The organism is Streptomyces sp. NPDC048659, from assembly GCF_040650575.1.
GTDB lineage: Bacteria > Actinomycetota > Actinomycetes > Streptomycetales > Streptomycetaceae > Streptomyces.
Genome location: NZ_JBEZHM010000092.1, coordinates 1 through 19,515 on the forward strand (window position 1 = coordinate 1; position 19,515 = coordinate 19,515).

The following is a 19,515-nucleotide window of genomic DNA, read 5'->3' on the forward strand; positions in this document are numbered from 1 at the left end:
GCCCAGTCCGTAGGCGCGGCCCTGGGTGACGAGCTCGTCGGTGACGCGGAAGTTGGTCCCGGCGCTGTTGCCCTGGCCCAGGTACCGGACCCCTCGGGGTCCGGGGCCACCCGGCTCCGCCGTACGTGCGTACGTTCCTCAGGCCGCCTCGGAGAGGCGTTCGGCCGACTGCTCGCCGCGCCGCGCCCGTGCCGTGCTGCTCGGCTCCGACACGACCCCGTTGCGCTGGCGCCACACCTGGCGCGTGACCCACACGTCGAGCACGCTCCAGGTCGCCGCCACCGTGCTGGCCACCGTGGTGACCGTGACCGGGAACGCCAGCCAGGATCCGGTGACCGAACAGAAGAAGGCGACCATCGCCTGGATCAGTGTCACCGAGGTCAGCATCACCGCGCGGACGGCGGCCGTCCGCACGGGGTCGGGCATCCGCCCGCGCCCCTTCTTCTCCTCCACCCACAACTGCCGAACCGGTCGCGCCTCGTCTTCCATAGCGCTGTCACTCCCCACCACCGACGTCTTCAGGGTGGCTGCCCGTCTTGAGCCGCTTTACGCGGACACAACCCCCCCGGTACAGAATGACGCACGTGGGAGGGTAAAGGTTTCGCCGGGGTCCCCTCCGCGCCACCCACCTCAAGACCGGAACGCGTAATTCCAGCCATCTGTCGAGGCCGGGGAAGTGGCGTTCTGTCAGGTGTCCTGCGCCACACTGCCGGAACCCAACTCCCCGAATACCAGGACATCTCATGATCAACACTCACTCGACAGGCTGAAAATCGCCCGGACGCGTCTTCGAGATGGCTGTGATGCAGTAGTAGGCTCGCGCCGCCGTTTGTTGAAACTGAAGGTTGACGCCGCGTGTTGACGCCGGGCGTGACGACGTGAGTGACCTCCGTGGCCGCGGGGGCCGAGGTGGGGGAGGCCATGCGCTTTCGCGGGAAGTCCATCCGCAGGAAGATCGTGGCGTTGCTCCTCGTGCCGCTCGTCTCCCTCACCGGACTGTGGGGGTTCTCCACCGTCCTCACGGGCCGTGAGGCCCGCCAGCTCCTCGACGTCGGCTACATCGTCGACAAGGTCGGCTACCCCCTGGAGGACACCGTCCGGGTCATCCAGAAGGAGCGCCGCCAGTCCCTCGTCTACCTCGCCGACCCCCGCGCCTCCGACGCCCTGACCCGGCTCCGCGAGCAGCGCGAGGCGACCGACCGGCAGCTCGACCTCATCCGCCGCAACGCCGCCGACTCCGGCGTCCGCTCCGAGATGAACCCGGTGACCGCCCAGCGCCTCACCTCCCTCCTCGAAGCCCTCGACGGCCTCTCTTCGCTGCGCCGCTCCGTGGAGAACCGCGACATCGGCAGGCTCCAGGCGCTCGACTTCTACAACCGGCTCGTCGACCCCTGCTACGCCTTCCTCCTCACGCTCCACGCCCTGGAGAACGTGGAGATGGACAAGCAGGGCCGCGCCCTCGTCGGCCTCGTCCGGGCCCGCGAGGCCCTCTCCCGCGAGGACGCCCTCGTCCTCTCCGCCCTGATAGCCGAGCGGGTCACCGCCGAAGAGGTCCGGGCGATCTCCGACCTGGTGGCGGCCCGCGGGGTCTACTACGAGTCCAACCTCGAACTGCTCCCCGGCAGCGAGCGCGAGCGCTTCGAGAAGTACTGGCGCAGCCCCCGCACCGCCCCGCTGCGCAAGGCGGAGGAGGCGGTCATCACCGCCGGGCCCACCGACCGCCCCCGCGCCGTCAGCCCCGAACTCTGGTCGGAGCAGGCCACCTCGGTCCTCGACGACCTGGCCCGCGACAACACCGCCGCGGGCGACCGCTACCAGGACCGCGTCCAGCCCGCCGCGTACAGCGTGCTCCTCAAGGCCGGTGTCGCCGGCGTCCTCGGCTTCGTCGCCCTGCTGGTCTCCGTCATCGTCTCCGTCCGCGTCGGCCGCGAACTCGTCCGCGACCTGCGCCGCCTGCGCAAGGAGGCCCAGGAGGTCTCCGGCGTCCGGCTCCCCAGCGTCATGCGCCGCCTCGCCGCCGGCGAACACGTCGACGTCGGGACCGAGGTGCCCCACCTGCGGTACGACGACGACGAGGTCGGCCAGGTCGGCCAGGCCCTCAACACCCTTCAGCGCGCCGCCGTCGAGGCCGCCGTCAAGCAGGCCGACATGCGCCGCGGCGTCTCCGAGGTCTTCGTCAACCTCGCCCGCCGCAACCAGGTCCTGCTCCACCGCCAGCTCACCCTCCTCGACACCATGGAGCGCCGCACCGAGGACACCGAGGAGCTCGCCGACCTCTTCCGGCTCGACCACATGACGACCAGGATGCGCCGCCACGCCGAGGGCCTGGTGATCCTCTCCGGCGCCGCCCCCTCCCGCCAGTGGCGCAAGCCCGTCCAGCTCATGGACGTCGTCCGCGCCGCCGTCGCCGAGGTCGAGGACTACGAGCGCATCGAGGTCCGCCGGCTGCCCCGGCTCGGCGTGGGCGGCCCCGCCGTCGCCGACCTCACCCACCTCATCGCGGAACTCCTGGAGAACGCCACGGTGTTCTCGCCCCCGCACACCGCCGTGCAGGTGCTCGGCGAGCGGGTGGCCAACGGCTTCACCCTGGAGATCCACGACCGCGGCCTCGGCATGAACCCCGACGCCCTCCTCGACGCCAACCTGCGCCTCGCCGAGACCCCCGACTTCGAGCTCTCCGACACCGACCGGCTCGGCCTCTTCGTCGTCAGCCGCCTCGCCCAGCGCCAGAACGTCCGGGTCTCCCTCCAGCCCTCCCCGTACGGCGGGACCACCGCAGTCGTCTTCATCCCGGCCGCGCTGCTCACCGACGCCCCCGAGACCCAGGGCGCCGGCTTCCGCCTCGACCGCGCGTCCGCCGAGGCCGCGGTCCCGGGCGCCGCCTCCGGCCCGGGGGCCGCGAAGGGCGCGGGGCTGCCCGTGCGCCGCCCGGTCCTCACCAAGGTGCCCGACCCCGCGCTCGAACCCGCCGCCCCGCTCCTCGACGGCCCCGTCGAACTGGAGCCCCCGCTCGGCCCCGACGGCTTCGACGACCTGGTCGGCGGCGCCGCCGACCTCCTCGACAGCGACAGCGAGCGCGGCAGCCTCTTCCGGGCCCGCGAGCACCGCCGCCGCGGCGAGCAGCACCAGCAGGCCCCGGACCGCAGCGGCGGCCGGACCGGCGCCTCCCGCGACCGGGACGACGCGGAGCCGCCCGCCGACCCCGTACGGTTGCCCCGCCGCCGCCAGCCCACCCTCGTCGTCGACCACGGCCGCCGCCTGGACGAGCCGGGCCGCGCCCACCCCGCCCCCGGCACCCCGGTGGACGGCGACACGATGGAGCTGGCCCGCGTCCCGCAGCCCGTGCCGCCACACGGCACGGGGCCCACGCTCGTGCCCGTACCGCAGGAAGTACCGCGAGAGGCACCGAGGGAAGCACGGCGAGAGGCGCAGCGGGAAGCACCGCGGGAAGGCCCCGCTCCGTTCGGCGGGCTGCCCCGCCGGGTGCGCCAGGCCAGCCTCGCGCCGCAGCTCCGCGAGGGCGCCGGGCGCGCCGAGGACCAGCCGGGCGCGGCGGCCTCCGCCGACGACACCGACGCCTTCGAGCGCGACGCCGAGGAGGTGCGCAGCCGCATGGCCTCCATGCAGCGCGGCTGGCAGCGCGGACGCCGCCACAACGCCGAAACGACAGCACCAGGAACGACACCCGAGGGGGACGGTCGATGACCGCACCGAACGCCGCAGCAACCCACAGCTCCGCCCACGGCAACGGGGAGTTGAACTGGCTCCTCGACGAACTCGTCCAGCGTGTCGGCGCCATCCGCAAGGCCCTGGTGCTCTCCAGCGACGGCCTGCCCACCGGCGCCTCGCAGGACCTCTCCCGCGAGGACGGCGAGCACCTCGCCGCCGTCGCCTCCGGCTTCCACAGCCTCGCCAAGGGCGTGGGCCGCCACTTCGAGGCGGGCAGGGTCCGGCAGACCGTCGTCGAGCTGGAGGACGCCTTCCTCTTCGTCACCGCGGCGGGCGACGGCAGCTGCCTCGCCGTGCTCGCCGACGCCGACTCGGACGTCGGCCAGATCGCGTACGAGATGACGCTGATGGTCAAGCGGGTCGGCGCGCACCTGGCCACGGCGCCCCGTTCCGGGCTGCCCAACGGCGCGTGAGGCGGAGGGGGACGGCATGAGTGACGCAGAGCAGTCCCACGAGGACGCGCCCGGCCACTGGTTCGACGACGAGGCGGGCCCCGTGGTCCGCCCGTACGCCATGACCCGGGGCCGGACGAGCGCCGCCACCCGCCACCGCCTCGACCTGATCGCGGTGGTGGTGCCCGAACCGGCCGCCGACGACCCCGGCCGCGACCAGACGCTGTCCCCCGAGCACGTCGAGATCGTCGAGCGCTGCTTCGAGCAGCCGCAGTCGATCGCCGAGCTCGCCGCCGGACTCGACCTCCCCGTAGGGGTGGTACGGGTCCTCGTCGGCGATCTCGTCGACGACGAGCTCGTCCATGTGACCCGCCCCGTTCCGCCGGCCGAACTGCCGGACGTGAGCATCCTTCGCGAGGTGATCAATGGCCTTCGGGCGCTCTAGCCGCAAGCCGCCGCCGGTCGAACCGGTCACGCTGAAGATCCTCGTCGCGGGCGGCTTCGGAGTCGGCAAGACCACGCTGGTCGGCGCGGTCAGCGAGATCCGGCCGCTGCGGACCGAGGAGATCCTCAGCGAGGCCGGCCGGCCCGTCGACGACCTGCACGGCGTCGAGACCAAGTCGACCACCACGGTCGCCATGGACTTCGGCCGGATCACCCTGCGCGAGGACCTCGTCCTCTACCTGTTCGGCACGCCCGGCCAGGACCGCTTCTGGTTCCTGTGGGACGAGCTGGCGCAGGGCGCCCTCGGCGCGGTGGTCCTCGCGGACACCCGCCGGCTGGAGGACAGCTTCGCGGCGATCGACTACTTCGAGCGGCGCGGCATCCCCTTCACGGTCGCCGTCAACTGCTTCGAGGGCTCCCGCCGCTTCCCGGCCGAGAGCGTGCGCGGCGCCCTCGACCTCGACCCCGAGGTCGACCTGCTGATGTGCGACGCCCGCGACCGGGAGTCCGTGAAGAACGTCCTGGTCGCCGTCGTCGAACACGCCCTGGTCCTGGCGGACCGGGGCCCGGCGGCGGTCGGCTGACGAGGACGCGGGGGAGCGGGGACCCGAGAGCGTGGGCGGCCCCCCGGACGGCACCGCCGCCCCCGGGACCGCCCCGGCCCCCGCCTCCCCCTCACCGCACCGCCACCACCGCCGACCCGTGCCCGAACAGCCCCTGGTTCGCGGTGATCCCCGTGCGCGCCCCCGGCACCTGCCGGGCGCCCGCCGTGCCCCGCAGCTGCCAGGTCAGCTCGCAGACCTGCGCGATGGCCTGCGCCGGCACCGCCTCGCCGAAGGAGGCGAGCCCGCCGCTCGTGTTGACCGGGAGCCGCCCGCCGAGCGCGGTCACCCCGTCCCGCAGCAGCTTCGCGCCCTCGCCCGCCCCGCACAGGCCGATGTCCTCGTACCACTCCAGCTCCAGCGCCGTGGACAGGTCGTAGACCTCCGCCAGCGACAGGTCCTCCGGGCCGATCCCCGCCTCCTCGTACGCCGCCCGCGCGATCGACGCCCGGAAGGAGTGGGCGGCGGGGGAGACGGCGACGGCCGAGTCGGTCGCGATGTCCGGCAGGTCCAGGACCGCCTTCGGGTAGGTCGGGGTGACCGTCGACACCGCGCGGATACGGACCGGATCCGGGTGCCCGTGCCGCCGGGCGAACTCCATGCTCGACAGCACCAGCGCCGCGCCCCCGTCGGAGGTGGCGCAGATGTCCAGCAGCCGCAGCGGATCGGCCACCACGGCCGAGGCGGCCACCTCCGCCGCGCTGACCGGCGTGCGGTAGCGGGCCAGCGGGTTGAGCGCGCCGGCCGCCGCGTTCTTCACCTTGACCTGCGCGAAGTCCTCGGGCGTGTCCCCGTACAGCGCCATCCGGCGGCGGGCGTAGAGCGCGAAGTACGCCGGGTTGGTCGCGCCGAGCACCCGGAAGCGCAGCCAGTCCGGGTCGTCCGGCCGCTCGCCGCCCGCCGGGGCGAAGAAGCCCTTCGGCGCCGAGTCCGCGCCCACCACGAGGACCACGTCCGCGAGCCCCGCCAGGATCTGCGACCGCGCGGTGTTGACGGCCTGCGCACCGGAGGCGCAGGCCGCGTAGACGCTGGTCACCCGCGCCCCCTGCCAGCCCAGCGCCTGCGCGAAGGTGGCGCCGGACACGTATCCGGGGTAGCCGCACCGCATCGTGTTCGCCCCGACGACCGAGCCGACGTCCCGCCACTCCAGCCCCGCGTCGGCGAGCGCCGCGCGGGCCGCGTGCGTCCCGTAGCCGACGAAGGAGCGCCCCCACTTGCCCCACGGGTGCATCCCGGCCCCGAGCACGGCGATGTCGTTCACGCCTTCTCCTCCCCGTCGAACCCGTCGAACCCGTCGAACCCGTCGGCCCCGGCAGACCCTTCGACCGGCCGCCAGTGCCAGGTGGTCCAGATGTGCTCCTCGTCCTCGTTGAGGACACCGGGCACCAGCTCCATCTCGTCCCCGATGGCGAGATCGGCCGTGCGCACCCCCGGCGCGGCCTGACCGAGGACCACCATGGCCTCGGCGGCCAGCTCCACCGCGACGAGCGTGTACGGCTCCCAGGGCACCGCCGGATCGGAGACGTACGGGGCCGGGGGCCGGTAGCGCCCGTCGGTGAACGACCAGATCCGGCCGCGCCGGGAGAGCGGGGTCTCGGCCAGCTCGCCGCCGCCGGGGCAGCCGGGATTGCGGCAGGCGTCGTCCGCGCGGGGGAAGAACACCGAGGCGCACGCGGTGCACCGGGTCCCGAGCAGCCGAAAGCCGCCGTCGTCCCCGTCGCCGCCGCCCGCGCCGTCCTCCGGCTGCCCGGTGGTGAACCAGCCCTCCACCACCGGCCTGTGCGTCCGTGCCATGCGCCGACCTCCCGTCACCTGACGATCCGTCAGAAGTGTGGCACGGGGTGCCCGGCGGCGGAAGACGGACCGGCGGCGGAGCCGGACCGAACGGCGGAGGCCGTCAGTGCCCCGCCACCGACCGCCGCGCCACCGGGAAGTCGAAGAACGTCGACGGGAACGGCTCCGGCTTGAAGGTGAAGTGCCACCACTCCTCCGGCAGGTTCACGAAGCCCTGCTCCGCCAGCGCGCCCCGGAGCAGGTCCCGGTTGGCGCGCTGGACACCAGTGATCCGGGGGTCGTCGGTGTGCGACAGGGTGTCGAAGCAGTCGAAGCCCGTCCCCATGTCCACGGAGTTGTCGGGGAACCGTTCCGCCCGCGGCCGGAAGCACTCCACCTGCGGCTCGCCCGGCACGTACGGCCGGGTCGGCGCGGCGGGCAGCCGCACGATCGTCACGTCCACCGTCGAGCCCCTGCTGTGCCCGGACTTCTCGGCGATGTACCCGTCCTCGAACAGCCGCGACTTGTCGACGAGCGGATAGAACTCCTTCTTCATCCGCTCGTCGCCCAGGTCCTTCGCCCAGCGCACGAAGTGGTCCACCGCCCGCTGCGGCCGGTAGCAGTCGTACACCTTCAGCGTGTACCCGCGCGCGAGCAGCCGCGTCTGCGCGCGGTGCAGCGCCTCGGCGGCGGGCCGGGTCAGGACGCACACGGGCTGCCGGTAGCCGTCGATCGGCTCGCCCACGAAGTCGTGCGCCGTGGTGTAACGCATCTCCTGGAGGATCGTCGGGTCCACCCGGTCCAGCGCCACGAACTCCCGAGGCGCCTTGGGCTCCGGCACGGCCCCGGCCGGGGGAGCGCCCGCGGTGACGGCGAGCAGACCGGCGGCGGCGAGCACACCGAGGGCACGGACGGCGGAGGCGAGTCCAGTCGGTCGATTCATGGCACCCGTCTACCAGCAACGGCCGCTCCGGGAAAGGGAGATCGCGTACGGTCGCCCCGTGACCGACACCTCCGCGCACTCCCACTGCTCCACCTGCGGCACCCGCTACCCGGCCGACGCCGGCTGGCCCCGCACCTGCCCCGCCTGCGGCACCACCGCCTACCGCAACCCGCTGCCCGTCGCCGTCGCCCTGCTCCCGGTGACCGGCCCCGACGGCACCGGACTCGTCGTCATCACCCGCGCCATCGAACCGGCGGCCGGCGGGGTCGCCCTGCCCGGCGGCTTCGTCGACCACGGCGAGGACTGGCGCGCTGCCGTCGTCCGCGAGCTGCGCGAGGAGACCGGCATCGAGGCCGCCGCCGAGGACGTCCGCCTCGCCGACGCCCTCTCCTCCCCGGCCCACCTCCTCCTCTTCGGCCTCCTCCCACCCCGCCCGGCCACGGCCCTCCCACCTCCGGCCCCGACCCCGGAGACCACGGGCCACCACCTCCTCCACACCCCGCAGGAGCTGGCCTTTCCCCTGCACACGGAGGCGGTGCGGAGATTCTTCACGGGGGTGTACGGGGACACAGGAGCGCACGGATAAGCGCTCAGCGCCCATCCCTCAGCGCCCCCTCATCCCTCAGGCTCATCGCCCAGCCTCATCGCCCAGCCCCCGCACCCGCACCGGCAGCGCGGCCTCCTCCGTCCCGCCCTCCGTCACCCGCTCCACCGTCACCCGCCCGTCCACCAGCCGCGACTGGTAGCGCTCAAGCTCCGAGGGCTGCCAGCCGTCGCCGGTGTCGCGGACGACCAGGCCGCCGCCCGTGCGGCCCGGGGCCGGGGCCCAGACCTCCAGCGACAGCCCGCCGTCCTCGTCCCGCACCGGGATCACGGCCCCCGCGCGGGCGAGCACCGGCACCCGGGACAGCGGCGCGTCCAGCAGGACCTGCCCCGGACCGTCGTACGCGCGCCCGGTCGCCGTGTCGAACCACCGCCCGCGCGGAAGCCGCACCGCGCGCCGGTCCGTGCCCGGCACCAGCACCGGCGCGACCAGCAGCGCGTCGCCGAGCAGGAACGCGTCCTCGCAGTCCCGCAGCGCCCGGTCCTCCGGGGTGCCCCACCACACCGGACGGACGTACGGCGCGCCCGTCACCCGCGCGAGCCGGGACAGGGTCACGAAGTACGGCCGCAGCCGCTCCCGCTCCAGGAGCGCCGCCCGCGCGTGCTCCAGGACCTCGGGCCCGAACTCCCACGGCTCGCGCCGCCCCGCGTCGATCGCCGCGTGGGTGCGGAAGAGCGGCAGCCAGGCCCCCAGCTGGTACCACCGCAGGAACAGCTCCGGCGACGGACTCCCGTCGAAACCGCCCACGTCCGGCCCCGAGTACGGCACCCCGCACAGCCCCAGCCCCAGCACCAGCGCCAGCGAGGCCCGCAGCCCCGGCCACCCCGACGACACGTCGCCCGACCAGGTCCCCCCGTACCGCTGCATCCCCGCCCACCCGGAGCGCGAGAACAGGAACGGCCGCTCCTCCGGCCGCAGCCGCCCCAGCCCCTCGTACCCCGCGCGGGCCATCGTCAGCCCGTACACGTTGTGCGCCTCCCGGTGGTCCCCGCCCCGCCCCTCCAGCGCGTGCCGCGCCGACCTGGGCAGCGTCCGCTCGCCGAACGGGGCGAAGGACACCGGCTCGTTCATGTCGTGCCACACGCCCGAGAAGCCCTGCCGCAGCCGCTCCTCGTACAGCCCGCCCCACCACTCCCGCGCGCGCGGGTCAGTGAAGTCCGGATAGGCGCACTCGCCAGGCCACACCACCCCGCGCACCTCTTCGCCCCCCGCGTCCCGGACGAACGCCCCGGCCGCCCGCCCCCCGTCGTACACCGGATCACCCGGCTCCGCCCGCACCGCCGGGTCCACGATCGACACCAGCCGCACCCCGCGCCCGCGCAGCTCCGCCGCCAGCCCCGGCAGATCGGGGAACCGCTCCCGGTCCACCGTGAACACCCGGTGCCCGGCGTAGTGGTCGATGTCCAGGTGCAGCGCGGACAGCGGCAGCCCCCGGTCCCGGTAGCCGTCCACCACCCGACGCACCTCCCGCTCGCTGCCGAAGCCCCACCGCGCGTGCTGCGGCCCCAGCGCCCAGGACGGCGGCAGCGCCGGCGCCCCGGTCAGCGCCGCCCAGCCGTGCAGCACCCGCGCGGGTGTCCCGACCACCACCCAGCAGCGCAGCGGCCCCCCGTCCACGCGCAGCTCGCTCGTCCCGGGCCGGTCGTGTCCCGAACCGGCCCCCTCCTCGCCCTCCGCAAGCACCACCCGCCCGTCCCAGGAGTTGTCGTGGAAGGCCAGGTGCGTCCCCGAGTCCGCCACCACCAGCTGCACCGGCATCGTGATGTACAGCGGGTCGTCGCCGGGACCGAAGCTCCCGCCCGGATCGGTGTTCCACAGGCGGTACGAGCCGTCCCGCAGCCGCGGCCCGGCCGCCCGCCCGCCGAGCCCGAAGAACCGCGCGTCCGCCGCCACCTCGCTGCGCTGCACCCAGCGCGCCGCCCCGCCCCGCACCGGCTCCCACCAGCGCGGCGGCAGGTCCCGCCGCAGCACCACCCCGCCCGGGGTGCGCACCTCCACCGCCCCGTGCCGGGAGACCGCCACCGTCACCCGCTCCGACACCACCCGCCAGCCGCCCTCGGTGTCCGGCTCCAGGACCGCCCGGGGGTCCGGCTCCGGCGCCTGCCCGGCCAGCGCGTACGAGGGCAGCGGGCCCGCCCCGTCCCAGCCCCAGAACACCGTCCCGCCGGCCGACACCGAGATCCGCAGCTCGGAGCGGGCGAACCGGACGATCCCACCGCCCGGCAGCGGCTCCACCTCGCCCATCGGCCCCGGCACCCGGGCCCGCTCCGCCCTCCTCGGGGGCAGCGCCCGCGCGTCGGCGCGCCGCCGCCGCCACGCCACCCGCGCCGCCCGCAGTCCCCCCACCGAACCCAGCACCTTCACCGAGCGCACCAGCTCACGACCGTCCATGGCGCTCACCCTGCCACCCGGACCACGGCGAACGAGCTCCGTTCAACTGCCGTTCACCCGTGGTGGGAGCACATGTTCAACCCGCCGACCATGGGCGGGGAACCCTGGTGCGATCGCGCCCCACATGGCATCGTCCCTGTCAGCCGCGTCACGCGCACACCCCTCGCACGTGCGCGCGACACACGCAGACCCCGCGTTACAGCCAGGGAGCCACCGCAATGACATCAGCGCAGACCGAGCCGCTTTGGCAGCCTGACGAGGACCGCGTCGCCGCGGCGGCCGTCACCCGCTTCCACGCCTGGGCGGCCGAGCGCCACGGAGCGCCCGCCGGGGGCGGCTACCCGGCCCTGCACCGCTGGTCCGTCGACGAGCCGGAGACCTTCTGGGCCGCCGTCGCCGAGTGGTTCGACCTGCGCTTCCACACCCCGTACGAGCGGGTCCTCGGCAGCCGTGACATGCCCGGCGCCGACTGGTTCCCCGGCGCCACCCTCAACTACGCCGAGCACGCCCTGCGCGCCGCCGAGGACCGCCCCCACGACACGGCGCTGCTCCATGTGGACGAGACACATGACCCGGCACCGGTGACCTGGGGCGAACTCCGCCGCCAGGTCGGCTCGCTCGCCGCCGAGCTGCGCCGCCTCGGCGTCCGCCCCGGCGACCGGGTCAGCGGCTACCTGCCCAACATCCCCGAGGCCGTCGCCGCCCTCCTCGCGACCGCCGCCGTCGGCGCCGTCTGGACCTCCTGCGCCCCCGACTTCGGCGCCCGCAGCGTCCTGGACCGCTTCCAGCAGGTCGAGCCCGTCGTCCTGTTCACCGTCGACGGCTACCGCTACGGCGGCAAGGAGCACGACCGCCGCGACACCGTCGCCGAGCTGCGCGCCGAACTGCCCTCGCTCCGCGCGGTCGTGCACATCCCGCTGCTCGGCACCCCCGCCCCCGAGGGCGCCCTGGCCTGGGCCGACCTGACCGCCGCCGACACCGAGCCGGAGTTCGAGCCGGTCCCGTTCGCCCACCCGCTGTGGGTGCTGTACTCCTCCGGCACCACCGGCCTGCCCAAGGCGATCGTGCAGTCCCAGGGCGGCATCCTGATCGAGCACGTCAAGCAGCTGGGCCTGCACTGCGACCTCGGGCCCGAGGACGTGTTCTTCTGGTACACCTCCACCGGCTGGATGATGTGGAACTTCCTCGTCTCCGGCCTCCTCACCGGCACCACCGTCGTCCTCTACGACGGCAGCCCCGGCTACCCGGACACCGCCGCCCAGTGGCGGGTCGCCGAGCGCACCGGCGCCACCCTGTACGGCACCTCCGCCGCGTACGTCATGGCCTGCGCCAAGGCGGACGTCCACCCGGGCCGCGACTTCGACCTCTCGCGCGTGAAGTGCGTGGCCACCACGGGCTCCCCGCTGCCCCCCGACGGCTTCCGCTGGCTGCACGACGAGGTCCGCGCGGACCTGTGGATCGCCTCCGTCAGCGGCGGCACCGACGTCTGCTCCTGCTTCGCGGGCGCGGTGCCCACCCTCCCCGTCCACATCGGCGAGCTCCAGGCCGCCGGCCTCGGCACCGACCTGCAGTCCTGGGACCCCTCGGGCAAGCCGCTGATCGGCGAGGTCGGCGAGCTCGTCGTCGTGAACCCGATGCCCTCGATGCCTATCCGCTTCTGGAACGACCCGGACGGCAGCCGCTACCGCGAGAGCTACTTCGAGATGTTCCCCGGGGTCTGGCGGCACGGCGACTGGATCACGATCACCGACCACGGCTCGGTCGTCATCCACGGCCGCTCCGACTCCACCCTGAACCGGCAGGGCGTCCGGATGGGGAGCGCCGATATCTATGAGGCGGTCGAACGCCTCCCGGAGATCCGCGAGTCGCTCGTCATCGGCCTGGAGGAGCCGGACGGCGGCTACTGGATGCCGCTCTTCGTGCACCTCGCCGAGGGCGCCACGCTCGACGAGGAGCTGATCGGCCGGATCCGGAGCACGATCCGCGCCGAGCTCTCCCCGCGCCACGTGCCCGACGAGATCATCGAGGTCCCCGGCGTCCCGCACACCCTCACCGGCAAGCGGATCGAGGTCCCGGTCAAGCGCCTCCTCCAGGGCACCCCGCTGGAGCGGGCCGTGAACGCGGGCTCGGTGGACGACCTGGACCTGCTGCGCTTCTACGAGGAGCTGGCCCGCACCCGCGCGGGCGGCGCGTAACGCGAAGGAAGGGCCCCGCGCGGGTGCGCGGGGCCCTTCCGCCGTTCTCCGGTGCCGGTTCAGCCGCCGTAGGTGGCCTGCGCGTCGCCGAGCACCCCGGCGAAGTCCGCGGCGAGCCGCCGCGCGTCGGCCGGGAGCAGCGTCGCGGTCGTGATCCGCACGCCCGTGGGCGCGGCGATCCGGAACCGGGCGCCGGCCGCCACCCACCAGCCCTGCGTCCGCAGCCCGTTCACCACCGCCGACTCGTCCCGCACCGGCACCCAGACGCTCAGCCCGCTGGTCCCGGTCGAGCGGATCCCGTACGTGCCGAGGGCGTCGATCAGCGCCCGCCGCCGCTCCGTGTACGCGGCCTCGCCCGCCGCGACGAGCCGGGTGACCCCGGGGTCGGCGAGCAGCCCGGCGACCGTCTCCTGAAGGACGTGGCTGACCCAGCCGGACGTCATGAGCATCCGCCCGTCGTGCCGGGCGAGCGTCACCGGGTCACCGGCCACCCCGGCCCAGCGCAGGTCGATGCCCAGGTGCTTGGAGACCGTCCGGACGTGCGCCCAGCGCTCCAGGCCCGCGGTGGCGAGGGAGACCGGGGCGACACCGGAGATCTCCGCGTTGTGATCGTCCTCCACGACCAGCACCTCGGGGAACTCCCGCAGCAGCGCGCCCAGCTCGTCCCGGCGCCCCGGGCTGAAGGCGGCGCCGGTGGGGGACTGGCCGCGCGGGCTGCACAGCACGGCCCGCACCCCCGCGCGCAGCGCGGCCCGCAGGGCGTCCGGCGTCATCCCCTCGCGGTCCACGGCGACCGGCACCATCCGCAGCCCGAGGGCCGGCACCAGGTCGAGCAGGTGGTGGAAGCCCGGGTCCTCCACGGCCACGGCGTCCCCGGGCCGCAGTTCGGTGGAGAGCAGCCGGGCGACGCAGTCCAGGGCCCCGTGCGCGAAGGTCAACTGCTCGGCGGGCACGCCGTCCCGGCCGAACCACGCGCGGGTGAGCTCCTCCAGCGCCGCGAGCCGGGGCGCCGCCCGGTGCGAGCCGTACACCGGGCGCACCTCGGCGGGCGGCCGGAGCACCGGCAGGAACGCGGGGTCGGGATGCCCGCCGGCCAGGTCCACCAGCCCTTCGGGCACCCGGGGCGGGCGCCGGGAGGCGACGGAGGGGGCCTCGGCGACGACGGTGCCGCCCCGGCCCCGGGTGACGACGAGACCGCGCCCCCGTAGCTCCTTGTAGGCGGTGGCGACGGTACCGGGGCTGACGCCCAGTTCGTCGGCGAGGCGCCGCACGGGGGGCAGGGCGTCGCCCGGCGCGAGCTCGCCCTCGGTCACGCCGCGTTCGACGGACGCGGCAATCCCCTTGGCCGTGGTCCCAGTGATCGAATATTGTGTTGCCACGTACCGAACTATGTATCAATACGTAACTCGCGTCAAGGGGGAACCGAGTGAACCGCACGACCTGGCACCGCACCGCGCTCGACCGCGTACCCGGAGGCCGCGACGGCCGCCGGATGCTGCTCGTCAGCATCATCGACAAGACCGGCACCGGCCTCTGGGCGGGCTGCACCGCCCTCTACTTCACCTACGTCTCCGGCCTCGGCCTCGGCCAGGTCGGCCTCCTCATGACCGTCGCCGGCGGCGTCGGCATCGCGGGCGCCCCCCTCGCCGGCCGTCTCGCCGACCGCTTCCCCCTCGTCCGCGTCATCGTCGCCGCCCAGCTCATGCGCGGCCTCGCCCTCCTCGCCCTCCTCACCACCGACCACTTCCTCCTCCTCACCCTCTACTCCGCCCTCGGCGCCCTGCCCGACCGCGCCGGCAGCGTCCTCATCAAGCTCTACGCCGCCCGCGTCGCCGGCCCCGACCGCGTCCGCTACCAGGCCATCCAGCGCACCACCGTCAACATCGGCTGGTCCATCGGCGGCCTCGGCGCCGCCGCGGCCCTCGCCACCGGCGACCCCCGCGCCTACACCTACCTCCTCGTCGGCAACGTCCTCACCTACCTGGCCATCGCCCTCCTCACCCTGCGCTGCGCCGAACCCACCGCCCCCTCCCGCACCGTCGCCACCTCCGCCGACGCACCCAAGGAGCGCCCCAACAGCCCCTGGCGCGACCGCACCTTCCTCGCCTACACCGCCACCGACGCCGCCCTCTTCCTCGACGACACGATCCTCCAGGTCGCCGTCCCGCTCTGGATCGTCCACGCCACCTCGGCCCCCGTCGGCCTCGCCCCGCTCCTCCTCGTCCTCAACACCGTCCTCGTCGTCCTCTTCCAGGTGCCCCTCTCCCGCTTCGGCGCCACCACCCCCGCCGCCCGCCGCCTCCTCGTCCCCCTCGCCGGCCTCTTCGTCCTCGGCACCCTCGCCCTCGCCGCCTCCGCCGCCGGCGGCCGGACCCTCGCCGTCACCGCCCTCGTCGTCGCCGTCATCGCCCTCACCTTCGCCGAGATCCTCCACGCCACCGCCTCCTGGGAACTCTCCGTCGCCCTCGCCCCCGCCGAAGCCCAGGGCGCCTACCTGGGCGTCCACGGACTCGCCCAGTCCACCCAGCGCTTCGCCGGCCCCCTCCTCGTCACCGGCGTCATGGCCGCCGGCCCCCTCGCCTGGCCCCTCCTCGGCCTCGCCCTCGTCGGCGCCGGAGCCGCCCAGCACCGCGTGATCCGCGACCGCGTCACCCCCGCCACCGAACCGTCACTGTCAGTCCCCGCGGTTACGGTGAGTGAGCACTGATCGACACCGTCCAGGGGGAGACATGACCGACCACCGCACCACCGAGACCCTGCACCGCGCCCTGCGCCGCGACATCCCCAACACCGTCGCGCTCCTCGCCGACGAAGAGGACTTCACCGCCATGCGGCGGTACGGGACCTTCGCCTTCGACGACCACACCCGCTACCTCGCCCACGTCGACGACCTCCTGCGCACCCTCGCCGCCGACGGCGGCTACACCACCCTCGCCCTCTTCGACCCCGAGGAGTTCGCGGACTACTGCGCCGACACCGGCCTCGACCCCGACCACCCCGCGAGCCGCGGCCGGTACACGGCCGAACGGGCGGCGACCGGCGCCCGGCTCACCTACACGGGCCAGCCCCTCGCCACCCTCCTCCCCGTCCTCGTCGACACCGCCGTCCGCCGCGCCACCTGGGAGTACGCCACGATGCTCCTCACCGACGCCGGCACCTGCGCCGACTGCGGCCAGGACATCGGCCACGCCTCCTTCGAGCGCGCCTCGCACCTCCTCATGCGCCTCCTCGACACCGCCGGACCCGGCACCCACCACCTCGTCTGCAGCGTCCCCGCCGGAGACGAACAGCTCGTCGCCGTCCTCCACACCACCCGCGACACCACCGGCCCCGCCCGCCTCGACAGCTCCGAGGGCGCCGAGTTCGTGACCGTCCTCGCCACCGGCATCGCCCTCGGCACCCCCGGCGGACTCGTCCTGCGCACCCACACCCCCGACACCCCCGCCCGCCTCCACGGCTGGCGCCTCCACCAGGGCCGCCTGCTCCCCCTCACCGCCGCCGAGGTCTTCGACGCCTACTGCACCGACGCCCGCACGGGCGAACCCATCCCCCCGGAGTCCGACGTCGACTACCGCGCCGGATTCCCCGTCGACACCACCGACGACGACACCCCCCGCCACCCCCACTGAGAATCCGGAAAACAAAGAAGGGGCTCCCCGCCACCTGAGTGACGGGAAGCCCCTTCGAGGACGCTCTACGACGCCGGACCGGGGATCACTCCCCGGACAGCACCGCCTGCGCGGCCAGCCGCGCGTCGTGCGCCGTGTCCGCGGCACGCGCGGCGGCCGCCGCCCGCTCGCACTGCGCCAGCGTGTACTTCGCCAGCGTCGCCCGCACGTACGGGATCGACGCCGCGCCCATGGACAGCGAGGTCACCCCGAGCCCGGTCAGCACACAGGCGAGCAGCGGGTCCGAGGCGGCCTCGCCACAGACACCACAGCTCTTGCCCTCGGCCTTGGCCGCCTCGGCGGACAGCGCCACCAGGTCGAGCAGCGCGGGCTGCCACGGGTCCTGGAGACGGGACACCGCACCGACCTGACGGTCGGCCGCGAAGGTGTACTGCGCCAGGTCGTTCGTGCCCAGCGACAGGAACTCGACCTCCTGCAGGATCGAGCGGGCCCGCAGCGCGGCGGAGGGAATCTCCACCATCGCCCCGAACTTCGCCCGCAGCCCCGCCTCACGGCACGCGTCGGCGAACGCCTTCGCATCCGTGCGGTCGGCCACCATCGGCGCCATGACCTCCAGGTACACCGGCAGACCCTCGGCGGCCTTCGCCAGCGCCGTCAGCTGCGTCCGCAGCACCTCCGGGTGGTCCAGCAGCGTCCGCAGACCCCGCACGCCCAGCGCCGGGTTCGGCTCGTCGGCAGGTGTCAGGAAGTCCAGCGGCTTGTCCGCGCCGGCGTCCAGCACCCGCACGACCACACGGCCCTCGGGGAACGCCTCCAGCACCTTGCGGTACGCCTCGACCTGCTTCTCCTCCGACGGCGCGTGCTTGCTGTCGTCGAGGAACAGGAACTCCGTACGGAACAGACCGACACCCTCGGCACCGGCCTCGACCGCCGCCGGAACGTCGGCGGGACCGCCCACGTTCGCCAGCAGCGGCACCTTGTGCCCGTCCGACGTCGCACCGGGACCGCTGGAGGAGGACAGAGCGGCCTTGCGCTCCTCGGCGGCCTTGGTCAGCTCCGCCTTCTTCTCCTCGCTCGGGTCCACGAAGATCTCACCGGTGGAACCGTCCACCGCGACGACCGTGCCCTCGGCCAGCTCGCCCGCACCCGGCAGCGCGACCACGGCCGGCACACCGAGCGCCCGCGCGAGAATCGCGCTGTGGCTGGTCGGCCCGCCCTCCTCGGTCACGAAACCGAGGACGAGCGCCGGGTCGAGCAGCGCCGTGTCGGCGGGGGCAAGATCCCGCGCGATCAGCACGTACGGCTCGTCGCTGTCCGGCACACCGGGCATCGGCACGCCCAGCAGGCGCGCCACGATCCGGTTCCGCACGTCGTCCAGGTCGGCCACCCGGCCGGCCATGTACTCACCGGCGCCCGCGAGGAGCTCCCGGTAGTGCGAGAACGCGTCATAGATACCGCGCTCGGCCGTGCTCCCCACCACGATCCGGCGGTCGACGTCGGCGATGAGCTCCGGGTCCTGGGCGATCATCGCCTGGGCCTCGAGCACGGCCTGGGCCTCGCCGCCCGCCAGATTGCCGCGTGCAATCAGGTCGGCAGCAACAGCCTCCACGGCCTGGCGGGCGCGCCCCTGTTCGCGCTCCGCCTCCTCCGCGGGAATCTGCTTGGCCGGCGGCTCCAGAACCGCCGTGCCCATGTGCCGGACCTCGCCGATCGCCACTCCGTGGCTGACACCGACGCCTCGCAGCGTTGTCTCCATCTCACCCGTCTCCGATAGAGCGGCGGCCAGGGGCCGCCGCGTTGAATGTCGTACGCGGACCCGTCACCAGGACGGGTCGGCGGTCAGCTCCAGCTGAAGAGCGCGTCGCCGGCCTTCACGTCACCGGACTCGACGACATCGGAGAGGGAGTCCGAGGTGGCCTCCAGGGCCACGATCGGGCAGATGGGGGACTTGCCGGCGGCCTCGACCGCGGCCGGGTCCCAACGTACGACCTCCTGGCCGCGCGTGACGGTGTCGCCCTTATTGACGAGCAGCTCGAAGCCCTCGCCGTTGAGCTGAACGGTGTCGATCCCGAGGTGGGTGAGGACGCCGTGGCCCTCGCCGTCGACGACGACGAAGGCGTGCGGGTGGAGCGAGACAACGACACCGTCGACCGGCGAGACGGCCGCGGAGGGCTCACGCACGGGGTCGATGGCGGTGCCGGGCCCGACCATGGCGCCCGAGAAGACGGGGTCGGGTACTGCGGCGAGACCGATGGCCTTTCCAGCGAGTGGCGAGGACACGGATGTCATGGGAAGCCTCCCAGGGGCGGAGATTGTGTGGCGCCGTCACTACCTGTCCTGGACGGCGTACTGTTCAGAAGCCTAAGTCATAAGAAGTCCCAGTTCCGCACGAGACGTACCAGTTGGGCGGAGCTAGGGACTACCGGAAACGATTTGCCTCTAGTGGCGGTGGGATGTACTGTCGTACTCCTGCCTGACCCCAACGCGGCTTTGAGTCGTGGGTCGGCAGCACCTATCAAGCCCGATCCTAACCCCAGTGGTCTACACCTCTGCGTGCTCGCAGCGGGACGTGGTCAGGGGGGCCGGAAAAGCCTGGTAGTGTTTGACCCCGCCGGAAGGGCCGAAAAGCGAAAGCGAAATTCGGACCGGAAAGCACCGAGGAAATCGGATCGGAAAGATCTGATAGAGTCGGAAACGCAAGAACGAAGGAAGCGCCCAGAGGAAAGCCCGAGAGGGTAAGTACAAAGGAAGCGTCCGCACCTTGAGAACTCAACAGCGTGCCAAAAATCAACGCCAGATTAGTTGATACCCCG

At 73.8% G+C, this 19,515-nt stretch carries 16 protein-coding genes; 8 read left to right on the forward strand and 8 right to left on the reverse strand.

The features are described from left to right. Positions 1-138: 138 nt before the first annotated feature. Positions 139-489: a hypothetical protein gene (locus AB0C99_RS37160; RefSeq protein WP_362484538.1), complete on the reverse strand. Its 351-nt coding sequence runs from the start codon at positions 487-489 to the stop codon at positions 139-141. A 432-nt stretch (positions 490-921) separates the two neighbouring features. On the opposite strand from AB0C99_RS37160, the gene AB0C99_RS37165 reads away from it, so the two are divergent. Genes AB0C99_RS37165 through AB0C99_RS37180 form a run of 4 tightly spaced genes read left to right on the forward strand, consistent with a single transcriptional unit; the run spans position 922 to position 5,149 of the window. Next, the gene (locus AB0C99_RS37165; RefSeq protein WP_362484539.1) at positions 922-3,705 is read left to right on the forward strand and encodes a nitrate- and nitrite sensing domain-containing protein; all 2,784 of its coding nucleotides are present in this window, start codon (positions 922-924) and stop codon (positions 3,703-3,705) included. Beyond that, on the forward strand, positions 3,702-4,142 hold the full coding sequence (locus tag AB0C99_RS37170) for a roadblock/LC7 domain-containing protein (RefSeq protein ID WP_362484541.1): 441 nt from the start codon (positions 3,702-3,704) through the stop codon (positions 4,140-4,142). Before AB0C99_RS37165 ends, AB0C99_RS37170 begins: the two co-directional genes overlap by 4 nt. A gap of 16 nt (positions 4,143-4,158) precedes the next feature. Further along, positions 4,159-4,566, forward strand: a complete 408-nt coding sequence (locus AB0C99_RS37175; RefSeq protein ID WP_362484543.1) for a DUF742 domain-containing protein — start codon at positions 4,159-4,161, stop codon at positions 4,564-4,566. Next, entirely contained in the window at positions 4,547-5,149 is a 603-nt protein-coding gene (locus AB0C99_RS37180; protein WP_362484544.1) for an ATP/GTP-binding protein, read from the forward strand. The genes AB0C99_RS37175 and AB0C99_RS37180 overlap by 20 nt, the downstream gene beginning before the upstream one ends. Positions 5,150-5,240: 91 nt before the next feature. On the opposite strand, the gene AB0C99_RS37185 is transcribed toward AB0C99_RS37180, so the two are convergent. The 3 genes from AB0C99_RS37185 to AB0C99_RS37195 all read right to left on the reverse strand — a co-directional run bounded on the left by AB0C99_RS37185 (position 5,241) and on the right by AB0C99_RS37195 (position 7,883). Beyond that, entirely contained in the window at positions 5,241-6,428 is a 1,188-nt protein-coding gene (locus AB0C99_RS37185; protein ID WP_362484546.1) for a lipid-transfer protein, read from the reverse strand. Beyond that, on the reverse strand, positions 6,425-6,961 hold the full coding sequence (locus AB0C99_RS37190) for a zinc ribbon domain-containing protein (protein ID WP_362484548.1): 537 nt from the start codon (positions 6,959-6,961) through the stop codon (positions 6,425-6,427). The genes AB0C99_RS37185 and AB0C99_RS37190 overlap by 4 nt, the downstream gene beginning before the upstream one ends. Before the next feature lie 103 nt (positions 6,962-7,064). Next, positions 7,065-7,883, reverse strand: a complete 819-nt coding sequence (locus tag AB0C99_RS37195) for a M15 family metallopeptidase (RefSeq protein ID WP_362484550.1) — start codon at positions 7,881-7,883, stop codon at positions 7,065-7,067. On the opposite strand from AB0C99_RS37195, the gene AB0C99_RS37200 reads away from it, so the two are divergent. Next, on the forward strand, positions 7,882-8,469 hold the full coding sequence (locus tag AB0C99_RS37200) for an NUDIX domain-containing protein (protein ID WP_362484551.1): 588 nt from the start codon (positions 7,882-7,884) through the stop codon (positions 8,467-8,469). The two genes, AB0C99_RS37195 and AB0C99_RS37200, sit on opposite strands and share 2 nt — an antisense overlap. Before the next feature lie 42 nt (positions 8,470-8,511). Here the strand turns inward: AB0C99_RS37200 and AB0C99_RS37205 are convergent, their stop codons facing one another. Then, positions 8,512-10,878, reverse strand: a complete 2,367-nt coding sequence (locus tag AB0C99_RS37205; RefSeq protein ID WP_362484553.1) for a glycoside hydrolase family 31 protein — start codon at positions 10,876-10,878, stop codon at positions 8,512-8,514. A 218-nt stretch (positions 10,879-11,096) separates the two neighbouring features. On the opposite strand from AB0C99_RS37205, the gene AB0C99_RS37210 reads away from it, so the two are divergent. Continuing rightward, positions 11,097-13,073: an acetoacetate--CoA ligase gene (locus AB0C99_RS37210; RefSeq protein ID WP_362484554.1), complete on the forward strand. Its 1,977-nt coding sequence runs from the start codon at positions 11,097-11,099 to the stop codon at positions 13,071-13,073. A 59-nt stretch (positions 13,074-13,132) separates the two neighbouring features. Here the strand turns inward: AB0C99_RS37210 and AB0C99_RS37215 are convergent, their stop codons facing one another. Then, entirely contained in the window at positions 13,133-14,452 is a 1,320-nt protein-coding gene (locus tag AB0C99_RS37215) for an aminotransferase class I/II-fold pyridoxal phosphate-dependent enzyme (RefSeq protein WP_362484556.1), read from the reverse strand. 47 nt (positions 14,453-14,499) lie between these two features. Here AB0C99_RS37215 and AB0C99_RS37220 point away from each other — a divergent pair, with 47 nt between their 5' ends. Further along, entirely contained in the window at positions 14,500-15,780 is a 1,281-nt protein-coding gene (locus AB0C99_RS37220) for an MFS transporter (RefSeq protein ID WP_362484558.1), read from the forward strand. Positions 15,781-15,802: 22 nt separating this feature from the next. Next, positions 15,803-16,702: a hypothetical protein gene (locus AB0C99_RS37225; RefSeq protein ID WP_362484560.1), complete on the forward strand. Its 900-nt coding sequence runs from the start codon at positions 15,803-15,805 to the stop codon at positions 16,700-16,702. Positions 16,703-16,787: 85 nt separating this feature from the next. On the opposite strand, the gene ptsP is transcribed toward AB0C99_RS37225, so the two are convergent. Continuing rightward, positions 16,788-18,458 carry a phosphoenolpyruvate--protein phosphotransferase gene (gene ptsP, locus AB0C99_RS37230; protein WP_362484561.1) on the reverse strand — a complete coding sequence of 557 codons (1,671 nt, stop codon included), beginning with the start codon at positions 18,456-18,458 and terminating at the stop codon, positions 16,788-16,790. 83 nt (positions 18,459-18,541) lie between these two features. Continuing rightward, a complete protein-coding gene (locus AB0C99_RS37235; RefSeq protein ID WP_362484563.1) occupies positions 18,542-18,991 on the reverse strand; it encodes a PTS glucose transporter subunit IIA in 450 nt (149 codons plus the stop codon). Between the last annotated feature and the right edge of the window lie 524 nt (positions 18,992-19,515).

What these genes read in the sequence shown, in the direction of transcription:
- AB0C99_RS37225 (WP_362484560.1), top strand. Translation starts at nt 15,803, where the DNA reads ATGACCGACCACCGCACCACCGAGACCCTGCACCGCGCCCTGCGCCGC.
- AB0C99_RS37170 (WP_362484541.1), top strand. Translation starts at nt 3,702, where the DNA reads ATGACCGCACCGAACGCCGCAGCAACCCACAGCTCCGCCCACGGCAAC.
- AB0C99_RS37190 (WP_362484548.1), bottom strand. Translation starts at nt 6,961, where the DNA reads ATGGCACGGACGCACAGGCCGGTGGTGGAGGGCTGGTTCACCACCGGG.
- AB0C99_RS37205 (WP_362484553.1), bottom strand. Translation starts at nt 10,878, where the DNA reads ATGGACGGTCGTGAGCTGGTGCGCTCGGTGAAGGTGCTGGGTTCGGTG.
- AB0C99_RS37160 (WP_362484538.1), bottom strand. Translation starts at nt 489, where the DNA reads ATGGAAGACGAGGCGCGACCGGTTCGGCAGTTGTGGGTGGAGGAGAAG.
- AB0C99_RS37210 (WP_362484554.1), top strand. Translation starts at nt 11,097, where the DNA reads ATGACATCAGCGCAGACCGAGCCGCTTTGGCAGCCTGACGAGGACCGC.
- AB0C99_RS37195 (WP_362484550.1), bottom strand. Translation starts at nt 7,883, where the DNA reads ATGAATCGACCGACTGGACTCGCCTCCGCCGTCCGTGCCCTCGGTGTG.
- ptsP (WP_362484561.1), bottom strand. Translation starts at nt 18,458, where the DNA reads ATGGAGACAACGCTGCGAGGCGTCGGTGTCAGCCACGGAGTGGCGATC.
- AB0C99_RS37180 (WP_362484544.1), top strand. Translation starts at nt 4,547, where the DNA reads ATGGCCTTCGGGCGCTCTAGCCGCAAGCCGCCGCCGGTCGAACCGGTC.
- AB0C99_RS37165 (WP_362484539.1), top strand. Translation starts at nt 922, where the DNA reads ATGCGCTTTCGCGGGAAGTCCATCCGCAGGAAGATCGTGGCGTTGCTC.
- AB0C99_RS37200 (WP_362484551.1), top strand. Translation starts at nt 7,882, where the DNA reads ATGGCACCCGTCTACCAGCAACGGCCGCTCCGGGAAAGGGAGATCGCG.
- AB0C99_RS37235 (WP_362484563.1), bottom strand. Translation starts at nt 18,991, where the DNA reads ATGACATCCGTGTCCTCGCCACTCGCTGGAAAGGCCATCGGTCTCGCC.
- AB0C99_RS37175 (WP_362484543.1), top strand. Translation starts at nt 4,159, where the DNA reads ATGAGTGACGCAGAGCAGTCCCACGAGGACGCGCCCGGCCACTGGTTC.